This window comes from Aeromonas sp. ASNIH2, from assembly GCF_002934795.1.
Taxonomy (GTDB): Bacteria; Pseudomonadota; Gammaproteobacteria; order Enterobacterales; family Aeromonadaceae; genus Aeromonas; species Aeromonas caviae.
In genome coordinates, this window is sequence record NZ_CP026406.1 from 1159242 (window position 1) to 1172183 (window position 12942).

Consider the following 12942-nt stretch of genomic DNA (forward strand, 5'->3'; position numbering starts at 1 on the left):
TTGGCGATTAAATCAGATCACAAACGAAGCCTTTTTTCTATCTATTTCAATTGGTTGTAGCTAAAGATCCTGTACATGAGAACAGATTAGGCCCTAGACCGATCACGGCTTCGACCCAGTCCTGCTCAATCATCTTGCTACGCATGGCCTGCTCTTCGTTACGAAACAGCACACCATGCGGCCACAATGCGGCACTTCGCCCCTTGGGGGTCAAGCTGGCCAAGATATGCTGCTGAAAGGCGTAATCAGCGCGGCCCTGCGGCGGAGTACCCAGGGTATTACGTCCCCATTTATCACAGCTCCAAGCGTCACGATCCCACTTTTTGATGGAGTACGGCGGGTTGGCCAAGATCACATCGAACTGCCGCAACTTGTCACCTTCGATGTGCTTGGGCTCAGCCAGGGTATCACCACGCATGACTGCAAAATCTTCTACTCCATGCAAGAACAAGTTCATGCGAGCAATGGATGACGTAATAAGGTTACGCTCCTGCCCGTATAGTCTGAGAGTCCGGTGTTCACCGCCTGAACGTTTCACTTCATCCAATGCCGAGATCAGCATGCCGCCGGTTCCGCAGGTTGGGTCATAGATAGACTCCCCTGCCTGCGGGGCCAAGAGCTGCGTCATCAAGTGAACCACCGTGCGGTTGGTATAGAACTCAGCAGCCGTGTGGCCTGAATCGTCTGCAAACTTCTTGATCAAGTATTCGTAGGCGTTGCCGAGCTCATCTTCTGGAACGTTGGCAACCGACAACGTCTGGGTGGAGAAGTGCTCTATCAAATTCTTCAGCGTTTCATCTGGCAGGCGCTCACGATTGGTCCAAGAGGCGTCGCCAAAGATCCCATCGAGCATCTCAGGGTTAGCTGATTCGATGGCACGCATGGCTTTTTGAATCGCAGCCCCCACATTGCGTGGCGTCTGACGGACTTCATTCCAGTGCGCATCCTCGGGGATCTGAAAGCGGTGGTTTTCGGCAAACTGCGCATAAGACAAGTCGCTATCGGAGTCAGCCATTGCTGCTTGATGCTCCTCATCCCAAACATCGGACACTCGCTTGAAGAACAACAACGGGAAGATGAACTGCTTGTAGTCACCTGCGTCAATGAGGCCACGTAGCAACACGGCTGCACCCCAGAGGTAACTTTCCAGCTCTTGCTGGCTAATGCGTTTGCTTGGGTGACTCATTGCAGCCATCCCCCATTTTTTATTACTTTTGCGAGGTGGTTTTCAGCCTTCCTACAGCGGGCGAGTGCCTTCTTAAATGCGAGAATGGCATCAGGCAATGACGGGATCTCCTCCTGCAAGGGCGGCAACACATAACGAGAGATGTTCAGTGTCCAGTCTTCACTCTCGATTTCGTCCAACGGCACGATTCGCACTGTATCTTGAACGTCAGCAAATCCGTTGTACCAACCCAGGATCTCAGCTGCATGCTCAGGTTCAAGGTAGTTCTGCGCCCGTCCACGTTTAAACAGGCGAGAGGCGTCAGCAATTAGCACTTTTTTCTTACGCTCGGCAGGCTTGTGCTTACGCAACACAAGGATGCAGGCAGCAAGACCTGTACCGTAGAATAGATTGGGAGCAAGTCCGATAACTGCCTCAATCAGATCTATTTCCAACAGCACTTGACGAATGTTTCCTTCCGTACCTTTTCGGAACAGAGCGCCTTGAGGAAGAACGACAGCCATGCGGCCAGCCCCGTCAGCCATGGATTTAACCATATGTTGCACCCAAGCAAAGTCTGCACTGCTTGATGGTGGCACCCCAGCGAAGTTACGGCCAAAGGGATCCTGAAGCCACAACTCCTCCCCCCACAACTTGAGTGAAAATGGAGGATTAGCGATCACACAATCGAAGGTGGCCAGCCGATCTCCATCGAAGAAGGCCGGGTTACGCAGGGTATCATCCCGAACAATCTGGAAGTCTTCCACGCCATGCAAAAACAGGTTCATCCGCGCGATGGAGGATGTGGTCAGGTTCTTCTCCTGCCCATACAACTTGCCCCACAGACGTTTTACGTCACCGTGCATCTCCTTCACATGCTGCACAGCAGCCAGCAACATGCCACCAGTACCGCAAGCCGGATCGTAGATGGTCTCAGCTTCTTTGGGATCGAGCATCTCGATCATCAACCTCACCACGCTACGTGGGGTATAGAACTCACCCGCCTTCTTGTTGGTGGCATCGGCAAATTTCTTGATCAGGTATTCATAGGCATCGCCGAGCAAATCTGAATTGACATTACTGTTACCCAGCGGCAATGCCGAAAAGTGCTCAATCAAATCTTTGAGCAGCGCATCTGACAGTCGCTCCTTGTTGGTCCACTGCGCATCACCAAACACCCCATAAAGGGCATCAGGGTTGGCTCTTTCAATACCACGCATCGCGTGTTGCAATGCTGCACCCACGTTCATGGACTTGGTGCGCACATCACTCCAATGGCAATCATCTGGGATCTGGAAGCGATGTGATTCAGGGAAATATGCCAGTTGCTCGTCACCAGTCTCCGCGACGATTTCCTTGTACTCTTCGTCCCAGACGTCACAGATTCGTTTGAAAAACAACAATGGGAATATATAGGTCTTGAAGTCGGCGGCATCCACCGGACCACGCAGGATGTTGGCAGACTCCCAGAGATGGCTTTCAAGCTGAGCAAGATTAACTGTTGGTTCTATCAAGTATCTAGTCCTAACAAAAACGAGCCATGAGGAACGAAAGAAGGGGCCGACTGATTACACAGTCACTACATCCTTCAAAAAGCTGGCCCGGAGTAATTCTGGTCATCAATTAGATTGGCTGGCAGTTTACCCTACCCGTATGACTTCGCCATGAGGAAGATCACACCAAAACACGCGAGGATAGTCATTCGTTTTCCTTTAAAAACACATACCTAATGTCCACCCTTGCGGGGTCCAACGAAGCGCAACAGCCCAGTCTTGACCAGGGCGTCTGCTGACCGTTCGACGGTACTGGCTGATTTGCCTATCCGCTCAGCCACTTGTTTGAGTGGTGAGCGTCAGCTAGCTTTTCCCCTGAACCAGAGAAGAACCAAAAAGATACCGCCACATTGGCGATATCTTGGATTTCAAAGGACTATTTACACTTCTCACACCACCAGCCATTAGGGCCGTTGCCTCTATTTCCCCCACAGTGAGGGCAGGAACCCGGTTTGATAGAGGAGTACCACTGGCGTTGCGTGTCGCTCACGGGTTGCGGACTGGCAACGGGGTTGGTCTGTTTCTGGGGAGTGCTGTTTACATTTACGCCACCTCGCATGCTGGCGTAGGAATACCGTGTAGACGCATCTGCCCTTTCTATTCGTTTCGCACGAGATCTGATGCAAACCTCGCGATAGCAGTAGCCGTCAGCATCAAGGCGCTGGTGCTGTAGCTGGCAATTACGGCACGCGGTCGGCGTAGATCGTGGATACTGCCCCCCATTGCTGGTCTTGTCGCTGTCTTGAGCAGCCAGTGTGGCATAGTCCCGTGCTCTCTGGGCGGCACGCTCCTGTTCAGCCAATCTCATCTGAGCAGTAATCGCCGCTTGGTGCTCACGTTGCATCTTTTGCTTTGCCTCATACTGACACCGCGCTTCCTCCAGTTGTTTTTGTTTTAATTGCTGCTGCCTGGCTTTCTCCTCTGCCTCTTGCCGTCGTTGTTCAGCAAGCTGTTCCAGTTCGATCAGCGCCGTCTCCTCGCGTGGGTGATAGAGCCAATGCAGACAGTTGGGATTGTCGCTCAGAATCGTTAGCATCAAAGTCGTCGTGTCCATCCCTGCCGGGCGAGACTTATCGAACATCCGGTCGCCAAATTGGCTATAACGAACAGCCAAAACGCCTGTTTTAGGGTGTTTGGCAATGAATCGCCCAAGCCACAGCGGGTACAACCCTACAGGCTCGTGCGCGGCAGGAAAGTGTAAGGCAAGGTGGAAGTCTGGTCGGGACATCAACTGAAATAGCCCTGCCGGAACACCATGGGTCTCTGCTTGCGGAACAAATTGAACGCCTATATCAGCATGGGCCTTAGCAACCAGTTCCTTGACCCCATCAAACGAGGTGTAATGGGCAGGGGTATTGAGCTTCACTACACTTTCCAGCTTAGAGAGCAGCATCAACCGCACACTGGTTTCAAAGGCGTAGAAGCATTTTTCCTTGCTGTCACGGTAATGAGCAAAGCAGTGGCGGTTTTGCTCACCTTTTCTGGCAACGAGCAATCCTTTACAACTGGGACAATGACAACCGGCTGCAAGTCCTCTTTCAACATCATCGACCGAGACAATTGCACCGGTCTCGGTCTTAATTGCGAAGGGTATTTTATTCTGAAAGTCCATCAATCGGTCACCTGAATAAGCTCAACCTTCATTTCTGGTAAGCTGCAGAATAGAGTGGCAACGTCCTCTGCCTTATCCCTTTACCTGCCCCCTTTGAATCTCCACCACGTTCATCTGCTTGGTACCCTTGTACTAAATAAATACACCTAATCGTACTACACCATCCCGAAAGCCTTGAGGTATAGGGCCTGGCGGCAAAGCCTGGCATGACCTTGTGATTGTGAGAGCAACCGAAGTTGAGCTGCACTTCGGCAATATGCTGGTAGAACGTGGTACAGACAGCACAATCTTTTTCACCACACTGTGATTAACTCAGTATATGTCGCCTGTATACTCATGCCGATACTGGTTACATACACATGTCGCATTTTGGAGCACATATGACCCCCAGAGAGCTCACTTGGGATCAGACCCTGCGCTTTCGCCTGCTAGAGATCGTGTTGCAATGGGAAGGACGGCTGACCACCAATCACCTAATGACAGCCTTCAATATCGGCCGCCAGCAAGCATCACGGGATATCAATCACTACCTGACCTACTACTCACCAGAAGGGTTGATCTATGACCGAAGTCTGAAGGGATACAAGCCCACCGAGCAATTTGTGCCGCGATTTAGTGAAGGAAAAGTAGATGAGTACCTGATGCTGTTACATCGTGAAAAACAGCACCAACGCCAACATGAAGCGGGGCTGTTGACCCTGCCGCTGATGGATTTGCGCTACGGCCATATCGAGATCTTGGATGTACCCAACCGCCATATCGACCCCAAGATTGTGCGGGGTCTGGTGCAAGCGGCTCGCGGTCAGTTGCGGGTCGATGTCGATTACGTATCCCTCAGCTCAGAGGAGCAGAGCGGCCGCAATATCGTGCCCCATACCCTGGTCTATGACGGGATCCGCTGGCACGTGCGCGCTTACTGCGAGAAGAAAGGCGTGTATCTGGATTTTGTGATGAGCCGGTTTCGTGGGGAACCTGAGCTACTGGATACCTCCCCTCACGGCCGGGATCAGGATCTTGAGTGGAACACCCAAGTCACTGCGGTGGTCATCCCCAATCCAACCCTCAGCGCAGGACAACAGGCCATCATTGCCAGTGACTATGCCATGCCAGATGGCAAGCTGCTGCTCAACCAGCGCATCCCTTTGATGCATTACGCGCTGGAGCGCATGCAAGTGAGCTATAACGGCGATCACGAACAGCATCCGCTGCTCTACCCGCTGGTGCTGGCAAACCGGGACGAGTTGGTAGCCAAGGGCTGCATCTTCAAGCTCCGAAGCCCGGATTTGCGTGAGAGTTAAGGGACTTAGGGTGTTCCCAGAATAAAAACATGACTACAGGAAGGCTAGCCCCGTTTGTACCTACTTACTTGCTCAAGAAAGTAGCTGCCCAGTTCACCCTTATGCTGGCTTGCTTCGCTTTCTGCGCTGGCCAAGTGACCGTTGCGCTCTTTCCATACGGCATATGCGGCAGCCTTCTCGACCTCGACCCGTTCTTGCTGCTCTTTCGGTAGAGCACACAGATTGTGACTCATACTGACCTCTTTGTTATTTGTTGGCGCCATGGTACGCCATCACTGGCATGCGGGACTTGCGCTGGTTCAAAGGTGGTGCGCTATAATGCCTGTATATAAACACAGGTATTTTGCCATGAAGCTGTTAACCCCAGACCCATCACCCGCCGAGGTGACCATCCCGCTGTTCTTGCACCGCGCCTCTTGCGGCTTTCCCAGCCCAGCCAGCGACTATCTGGAAGGGAAGTTGGACCTCAACACCCACTGCGTGGCCCACCCTGCAGCAACCTTCTATCTGCGTGCTGAGGGGGAGAGCATGACCGGGGTCGGCATCTTTCCCGGTGATTTGTTGGTGGTCGATAAGAGCCTGACCCCACGCCATGGTGATGTTGTGATTGCACTGCTTGACGGCGGCTTCACGGTCAAGACCTTACAGCTCAAGCCAAGGCTGCGGCTGCTGCCAGCCAATCCGGCGTTCGCGCCTATCGACCCTTGTATGAGCCTCTCCCTGGAACTGTTCGGAGTGGTCACCCATGTGATTGGCAATCTGAGGCAGCGTGATGGCTATAGCGCTCGTTGATGTAAACAACTTCTACGCCAGCTGTGAGCGGTTGTTTCGCCCTGAGCTGCGTGGCCGCCCGATCGTGGTGCTCTCCAACAACGATGGATGCGTGGTGTCACGCAGCCCCGAGGCCAAGGCGATGGGTATCAAGATGGCCGGGCCCTACTTCAAGATCCGCGAGCAGTTCGAGGCGCATGGCGGGGTGGCATTCAGCTCCAACTACGCACTCTATGGAGACATGTCTGGCAGGGTGATGAGCACGTTGGAGACCATGGCCCCCGAGCTGGAGGTCTACTCCATCGATGAAGCATTCCTGTCACTGTCGGAGTCGTTTGCCGGGGACCTGACCGCCTATGGACAACAGATCCGGCAGCGAGTGTGGCAGTGGACCGGCCTCACGGTAGGGGTCGGGATCGGCCCCACCAAGACCCTCGCCAAGCTGGCCAACTATGCAGCCAAGAAGTGGCCTGCCACTGGCGGCGTCGTGGACTTGCGTGACGAGCTGCGCCGTGCCCGGCTGATGGCTATCACCCCGGTGGACGAGGTGTGGGGCATAGGACGGCGCTTGGGAACCAAGTTGGTGGCACAAGGCATCAACACCGTGGCTGACCTGGTGGCTAGCGACGCCAAAGGGCTACGCGCCCAATACGGCGTGGTGGTCGAGCGGATCGTACAGGAACTGCGTGGCCTGCCTTGTGCAGAGCTGACCGTTGAACCGGCGGCGAAGCTGCAGATCCTCTCGAGCCGTTCCTTTGGTGAGCGCGTGACTGACCGTGGAGAAATGGCCCAGGCGTTGTCAGGCTTTATGGCTCGCGCAGCCGAGAAACTGCGGGCCGAGGGGATGTGTTGCCAGCGGGTGCACCTGTTCGTGCGAACCAGCCCTTTTGACGAACGAGCGCCTTACTACAGTGAGCAGGCTGGCGTCCGGCTGGTCTGCCCTAGCGATGATACCCGGTTGCTGCTGCAGCAAGTGAACGTGCTGTTACCGCAGATTTGGCGCGACGGTTACCGTTATCAGAAGGGGGGCGTCATGCTGAGTGAGTTCACCCCCAAGGGGCAACAACAGGCAGATCTCTTTGCCCCGTCCTCCGCTCAATCAGATGCGCTGATGGCAGTGATGGACCAGATCAAAGCCAAGGGATTGGGGCGCGTAGGCTTTGCCAGCCAAGGCACGGGGTCGCCTGAGTGGATGATGCGACAAGAGCACCTGAGCCCCTGTTACACCACCCGCTGGAAGGACCTGCCGGTGGCGAGGTAGCCCTGAGTCGGTTAGCTGCGAGGCTAGATGATTACACGTCAGGATCCAGTACCTCCCAACGTCCACTCTTACGCGGTCCAACAAAGCGTAATCGTCCATCTTTGACCAGCACGGCAACAGCTCTCTCCACTGTACTGGTCGACTTGCCAATCCGCTCTGCAACTTGCTTGAGCGTTATGGTCGGCTCAGCCGCCAGTTCCGCCAAGATGGCCTGGGGTGTTTTGACCCGCTTTTCTACCTGCGTTTCAACCTTCATTTCTACCCGCATTTTCTCCTGATGAGGTGATACTGCTGCTGGTTGAATCGCAATCGCCTGGGCCAGCGCATCGCGCAGCGCTTCCAGTAAAAAGAGGATAAACTCGGTACAATCACTGCGACTATCAGCCTGACTTAGCTGCTGATAGTAGTGATCTTGCCGAGCTTTGATCACCGTCTCCACTGGTAAGAAGGCCATTACTGGCTGCCAGCGACTCAATATCACCGTCTGCCATAAACGTCCCATCCGACCATTTCCATCCGCAAAGGGATGAATAAACTCCAACTCATAATGCAAGGCACAGGAAGCGATCAGCGGATGAGCCTCGGTCTCAGCCAGCCAAGTCAATAGCTGTCCCATTAGACGAGGGACCTGGTTCGCAGGGGGAGCCATATGCACTAACTGCTCGCCTCGATAGATACCTACGCCACCGCTACGCCAGTGACCCGCATCATCACAGAGTCCACGCATCAGGAGTCCATGAGCACCAAGTAAGTCTTCCGCTGAAGCCGGATCCCAATCAGGCATTGCTTCATAGGCCGCAAACGCATTACGGACCTCTTGGATTTCCCGCGGAAGCCCAAGCACCGTCTTCCCCTCAATCACTGCCGTCACCTGCTCGACACTCAGGGTATTGTGCTCTATAGCCAAGGAGGCTTGGATGGTGCGGATCCGATTCTCTCGACGCAGCATCGGCACCTGAGAACTCTGAGCAAACCGCCACTGCCCCACCAACTCGGCGATCTCCGCCACCCGACTCAACATGGCGTGGGTCAGGGTGAAGGGAGGGGAATAAGCTGCCATGGGTTACTCCAACTGATGCGATAACAAATGAGGGTTAGCTTAACAGATCCGGGAGCAGAAACTCCCGGATCTGATGCCATCTAAAACTGCAGTAAAAGTCTTTTTATCAACACCAATAAGCCTTCAAATGTTACTCCCCCCGAAACAGCGGTATCCTTCTCCGCGTCTCTTTGTCTCGTTTTTAGCCAGATAGGCTGTCCGCACAAGCATCTTCTTGAGTGACTCGGTATCATTCCGCTCAATGAGATACTCAGCATTATTGGGAAAATGCACCAATCCCATTTTTTTACAATCTTGCAGAGAGATATTTTCATCACTCACAGCGCTGTGCCACGCTACTCTTACTTTATTAGCAAGGTTCATTCTTTCAGATTCATAATTACCTAATTTGTAGTAAGCATCCCTATTTAAAAAAAACATCATGTGATAGTGAGGACAGGGAGCACCGGCTGTTTGCTCCTTAGCCCAAACGTATCTAATATCAGTCGAATGAACCCTTTTGCCTTCATAACGTCGTTCTGACTCATCGCACTCAATGAGCCGTTTAAGCCTAGAGAAGAACTCTTTAATTATCCTTGAGCCCGCCTCAGGTTTTAATGCTAAATACATTCCAAAAGCAGGGTCTTGTTGAAAACGGAGATCAACTCGAAAGGAAAACACTCTGGGGTAATGCTTAAGAGCGCTCTCCGATACAGAGAGGATTTTCTCTAAATTATCCACATTAAAGCTATAGTTCCGACCTTCGTAGAACTGCTGAGCAAGCAGGACATACTCTTCTATAGAAATAGACATTTGAACTCTCCCAATAGATTTTTGATAGACATTGAAGGTTTAAATCGTGATGGATGTATTTTGCGGATAGTGCCGTAGTATGTTTCAGACACGGTCTATTAACTGGTGTAATCACCAGGATAGTTTGTGTATAGATGCGATTAACACTTTCTTTGAATACGGAATAGAGCAATTAAACTACCATGATAAACGATGGCTATTGCTTAGCATGGTTCAAGCAGGCAGATTCATAAGCTTTCAATATACCACCAATGAAGATGTCATTGAGTTTAAATATACACATTCATTCAACTTAAAACATATATTACTATTACCTACACAAATGCATTGAATATCAAACCAGCTTGAAAACTCTTATCCCAGATAGAACAAGACTTGTAGCATGAGCAACAAGCTAATTTGTTCAAATTATTATTCAGAAATTAGCCCTAGCGAAGATTTATTTTCTCTTCAATCCATGACTCTATTTCAGAGCTAACCCAAGCAACAGATCTTGGGCCGATCTTAACTGATGCGGGAAATTTCCCGTCATTCATCTGACGGTAAACAGATGCCTTAGAGAGTGATGTCATTGCCATGACATCTTTCAACTTAAGTAGTTTCATGATGAGCTCCTTTGTCGTTCATAGTAGTAGGAGTCCACGTAAAAATATGAAGCTTGTTCTGATTGCTATCATTCAAAAAATAACAATTCCATAGATTTTCTTTAATAAGGTCTATTAACGATGATTCGACGTCAAATTGCTAGCCGTCAAGTTAATAAGGCATATTACAACTTTGACCCTTAAGAGCTTGAACATTGACAATTTCGATCTCCAAATTCATCTCCGCCACCTCAGCAAAATCCAAAAAAACCAACGTAAATAAAATACCAACTACAAGATAGTTGTTCTTATCGCATGCCAGGAGGACCATCTTTCTTTAGTCTAAAAAAAGCTAAGCCTCTCGACTTGATCAAGAGGGTGGCGAAAGTGAAAACCTACACAAACAGATTGAAAAACATGCAAGAATCAACGAAAATAACTCAAAACAAAATCACTTTTTAATCCAGAATTTACTAAGTAATGGCGATAATCTAAATGAAAAATGAAAACAATGTTCTACAACAAAAAACTTCTGACATTACGGCCAGACAAATGAATTTTATTCATAGACTGCTAAATGTCACTGTAGGTACAAATCTATCTAACTTATCTCTGACTGAGATATATAAACGCAATACTCAGGTTGTCTCGTCTAGAGCATCATTTAACAGCGATCCTTTTTCATGCTCTAGTGATTTTACTGATTTAATATCACTTTCAAGATTGGAGTGTATAAATCTTAATTACTTCTCATGGATTAATATAAATAACTCAAGGTTATGCAACTATATATGGTCATATATTAGACTCTTTAAAATGTCATCCATTACTAACTCTTTTATAGGTGCATCAAAAATTAATAAAGACGATATTTTAAATACAACATCAGATCCACGTGATAACTTTACGCTTAAGACATCCTTATATTTATACGAATTGTTTTGCCTCAAGTTATTACCTAACAACAATAAAGAAAAGAAAGATTGTGTAATATCATTTTTTGATATGTTGGATGCATCTCCAATTTTAAAAGGAAAAATAATCAATGAGCTAGAAAGAAAGTGGATAACTTATAGCGAGAAAAAGGATGTCGACAAATGGATCAATAAAGAAAATCAAGCATGGGCTTGGAATTACATTTATGCTAACAGTAATCCAGTATGGTTTTATGATAATGGACAGTTCAATAATCTACAGGATGGTATTGTAACTACATTTGATCTTCTTAATGAAATTCCAGATAGTAGACAACTTCTTTTAAAAAACATGAAATCAGCTTGGTCACAAAAAGCATATCGTGATAAAAACAATGGCAAGAAGGCTGTCAGTATTGTTCTATCTGAGGACATTATAAAAAAGCTAGACTTTATTTGTGAAAACACAGATAGAAGAAAAAATGAAGTAGTCACAAGACTGATTCGAGAAGAATACGACAAAATAAAAAAAGGCGGACACTAGTCCGCCTTTTTATTTTACTTTTTTGATGAATTCAATAACATTTCCATGATTATTATTTTTTTGCGGCTCATTTGCTACCTCAAGTTCAACCAATTCGCCCCAGCGTTGCCATAGCATTTTTTTCTTATCATCATGTCGCGAACGATGATAGGTTCTAACCAACTTATTGAGTGGGAGATGATTCAAACATAATTCGATCACTCTCTCTTCTGCATCTAATCTCTCAGCCCAATTTGTTGCAGCACTACGTCGTAAGTCATGTACGGTAAATGGCTCCATATCAGATAGTGAACGAGAAATGAAACGCCTTAAAGCTCTGGTTATCGAGTCAACTAAAATTGGCTCAATAACATCACTTTTAGGTCTGTCTGATTCAAAAACAAAGTCACCGTTTACATATAGTGCCTGTTCATCAATCAACGCTTTCGCCTGTCGAGATAAGAATACCGAATGTGGCCTCCCATTCTTGGTATCAGGGATCGTCCACATATCGTCTCTAATATGTGAAAAACGCATATTGGCGACTTCACCTCTACGACATCCAGTCAGTATTAATAGCTTGATCGCATTCGCTGCTGGTAGAGAAATAGTGGCATGGCGAGAAACACCACGCCCTCCAGCAGCTAAGCTACCACCACTGCCAAGATCCTCATCCATCGCCTTCCATAGCCTGCGCAATTCGGGGACTGTCAGCCATCTCTCTCTTGGCGAACCAGCACTGGCACCAAAATCCTTGGGCCGCAACAGTCTCGCAGGGTTGGCCTCGATAAGGCAGTGAACCACCGCATAATCCAACATCTGGTTCAGCGTTCCCAACCCCTTACGGGTTTCGTCTTTTGTTGCACGCCGAGTTATCTCTAACGCTTGCGCCAAGTGGGCACGAGTCAGATCGATTAGACGAATATTACCCAAGCTCTTCTTAAGGTGACGATTCCAACGCTCCTGATGGCACTGGAGAGTCTTTGGTTTAACGGCCTGGGCAACATGCTGCGCTTCGAGCCATCGCCCAAGTAACTCATCCATCGTCAGGGCGGTTTCATTTTTAGCCTTTTCACTAGCAACATGCTTACGTGGGTCTATCCCTTTCTTTACCAGGGCAGCCAGCTCTGCATGCTCAAGCCTGGCTCGCGCCAACGACAACGCTGGGTAATTACCCAGAACAACTGTCGCCTGAGTGCCAGCAATCCGATAACGATAGACAAACCGCTTGCTCTTCCCAGCCCTAACCTCAATAGCTAATCCACCGCCATGGGGAGATTTCACCGCATAGCGGGTAATCGAAGCCTCCCCTTGCAAAATCAATGAGGGGATCTCTCGATCCTGAGTTACCGGTTTTCTTGCCATAGCATTCTCTCCCCCCCTGTTTGGGGTACCACTTGGGGTACCAC

At 49.5% G+C, this 12942-nt stretch carries 13 protein-coding genes; 4 read left to right on the forward strand and 9 right to left on the reverse strand.

Going from position 1 to position 12942, the window contains the following annotated elements; translation table 11 throughout:
* Nucleotides 1–46 precede the first annotated feature (46 nt).
* The 4 genes from C3F36_RS05295 to C3F36_RS05310 all read right to left on the reverse strand — a co-directional run bounded on the left by C3F36_RS05295 (nt 47) and on the right by C3F36_RS05310 (nt 4330).
* Nucleotides 47–1186, reverse strand: a complete 1140-nt coding sequence (locus C3F36_RS05295; RefSeq protein ID WP_199769671.1) for a type I restriction-modification system subunit M — start codon at nt 1184–1186, stop codon at nt 47–49.
* Entirely contained in the window at nt 1183–2679 is a 1497-nt protein-coding gene (locus C3F36_RS05300; protein ID WP_104454634.1) for a type I restriction-modification system subunit M, read from the reverse strand. The genes C3F36_RS05295 and C3F36_RS05300 overlap by 4 nt, the downstream gene beginning before the upstream one ends.
* A gap of 212 nt (nt 2680–2891) precedes the next feature.
* Nucleotides 2892–2999, reverse strand: coding sequence for a hypothetical protein (locus tag C3F36_RS24080; RefSeq protein WP_323136225.1), 108 nt, complete (start codon nt 2997–2999; stop codon nt 2892–2894).
* A 95-nt stretch (nt 3000–3094) separates the two neighbouring features.
* Entirely contained in the window at nt 3095–4330 is a 1236-nt protein-coding gene (locus C3F36_RS05310) for a hypothetical protein (protein WP_104454635.1), read from the reverse strand.
* Between the two features lie 380 nt (nt 4331–4710).
* Here C3F36_RS05310 and C3F36_RS05315 point away from each other — a divergent pair, with 380 nt between their 5' ends.
* The gene (locus C3F36_RS05315; protein ID WP_104454636.1) at nt 4711–5628 is read left to right on the forward strand and encodes a WYL domain-containing protein; all 918 of its coding nucleotides are present in this window, start codon (nt 4711–4713) and stop codon (nt 5626–5628) included.
* Between the two features lie 44 nt (nt 5629–5672).
* Here the strand turns inward: C3F36_RS05315 and C3F36_RS05320 are convergent, their stop codons facing one another.
* Nucleotides 5673–5861 carry a DUF3283 family protein gene (locus C3F36_RS05320; protein WP_050664990.1) on the reverse strand — a complete coding sequence of 63 codons (189 nt, stop codon included), beginning with the start codon at nt 5859–5861 and terminating at the stop codon, nt 5673–5675.
* A 115-nt stretch (nt 5862–5976) separates the two neighbouring features.
* On the opposite strand from C3F36_RS05320, the gene umuD reads away from it, so the two are divergent.
* Nucleotides 5977–6420, forward strand: coding sequence for a translesion error-prone DNA polymerase V autoproteolytic subunit (gene umuD / locus C3F36_RS05325; protein WP_025327594.1), 444 nt, complete (start codon nt 5977–5979; stop codon nt 6418–6420).
* Nucleotides 6401–7660: a translesion error-prone DNA polymerase V subunit UmuC gene (gene umuC, locus C3F36_RS05330; protein ID WP_104454637.1), complete on the forward strand. Its 1260-nt coding sequence runs from the start codon at nt 6401–6403 to the stop codon at nt 7658–7660. Before umuD ends, umuC begins: the two co-directional genes overlap by 20 nt.
* Nucleotides 7661–7691: 31 nt before the next feature.
* Here umuC and C3F36_RS05335 read toward each other — a convergent pair whose 3' ends face one another.
* From C3F36_RS05335 to C3F36_RS05345, 3 genes are all read right to left on the reverse strand, one after another.
* Nucleotides 7692–8720, reverse strand: a complete 1029-nt coding sequence (locus C3F36_RS05335; protein WP_104454638.1) for a Fic family protein — start codon at nt 8718–8720, stop codon at nt 7692–7694.
* Nucleotides 8721–8843: 123 nt separating this feature from the next.
* Nucleotides 8844–9512, reverse strand: coding sequence for an inovirus Gp2 family protein (locus C3F36_RS05340; protein WP_104454639.1), 669 nt, complete (start codon nt 9510–9512; stop codon nt 8844–8846).
* 428 nt (nt 9513–9940) lie between these two features.
* A complete protein-coding gene (locus C3F36_RS05345; protein ID WP_013724060.1) occupies nt 9941–10117 on the reverse strand; it encodes a helix-turn-helix transcriptional regulator in 177 nt (58 codons plus the stop codon).
* 474 nt (nt 10118–10591) lie between these two features.
* On the opposite strand from C3F36_RS05345, the gene C3F36_RS23235 reads away from it, so the two are divergent.
* On the forward strand, nt 10592–11554 hold the full coding sequence (locus tag C3F36_RS23235) for a hypothetical protein (protein WP_158656083.1): 963 nt from the start codon (nt 10592–10594) through the stop codon (nt 11552–11554).
* A gap of 9 nt (nt 11555–11563) precedes the next feature.
* Here C3F36_RS23235 and C3F36_RS05350 read toward each other — a convergent pair whose 3' ends face one another.
* Entirely contained in the window at nt 11564–12898 is a 1335-nt protein-coding gene (locus tag C3F36_RS05350) for a tyrosine-type recombinase/integrase (protein ID WP_104454640.1), read from the reverse strand.
* Between the last annotated feature and the right edge of the window lie 44 nt (nt 12899–12942).

Excerpts from the sequence above, each read along its gene's own strand:
- C3F36_RS05295 (WP_199769671.1), bottom strand. The coding sequence starts at position 1,186 with ATGAGTCACCCAAGCAAACGCATTAGCCAGCAAGAGCTGGAAAGTTAC.
- C3F36_RS05310 (WP_104454635.1), bottom strand. The coding sequence starts at position 4,330 with ATGGACTTTCAGAATAAAATACCCTTCGCAATTAAGACCGAGACCGGT.
- C3F36_RS05315 (WP_104454636.1), top strand. The coding sequence starts at position 4,711 with ATGACCCCCAGAGAGCTCACTTGGGATCAGACCCTGCGCTTTCGCCTG.
- C3F36_RS05320 (WP_050664990.1), bottom strand. The coding sequence starts at position 5,861 with ATGAGTCACAATCTGTGTGCTCTACCGAAAGAGCAGCAAGAACGGGTC.
- umuD (WP_025327594.1), top strand. The coding sequence starts at position 5,977 with ATGAAGCTGTTAACCCCAGACCCATCACCCGCCGAGGTGACCATCCCG.
- umuC (WP_104454637.1), top strand. The coding sequence starts at position 6,401 with ATGGCTATAGCGCTCGTTGATGTAAACAACTTCTACGCCAGCTGTGAG.
- C3F36_RS05335 (WP_104454638.1), bottom strand. The coding sequence starts at position 8,720 with ATGGCAGCTTATTCCCCTCCCTTCACCCTGACCCACGCCATGTTGAGT.
- C3F36_RS05340 (WP_104454639.1), bottom strand. The coding sequence starts at position 9,512 with ATGTCTATTTCTATAGAAGAGTATGTCCTGCTTGCTCAGCAGTTCTAC.
- C3F36_RS05345 (WP_013724060.1), bottom strand. The coding sequence starts at position 10,117 with ATGAAACTACTTAAGTTGAAAGATGTCATGGCAATGACATCACTCTCT.
- C3F36_RS23235 (WP_158656083.1), top strand. The coding sequence starts at position 10,592 with ATGAAAAATGAAAACAATGTTCTACAACAAAAAACTTCTGACATTACG.
- C3F36_RS05350 (WP_104454640.1), bottom strand. The coding sequence starts at position 12,898 with ATGGCAAGAAAACCGGTAACTCAGGATCGAGAGATCCCCTCATTGATT.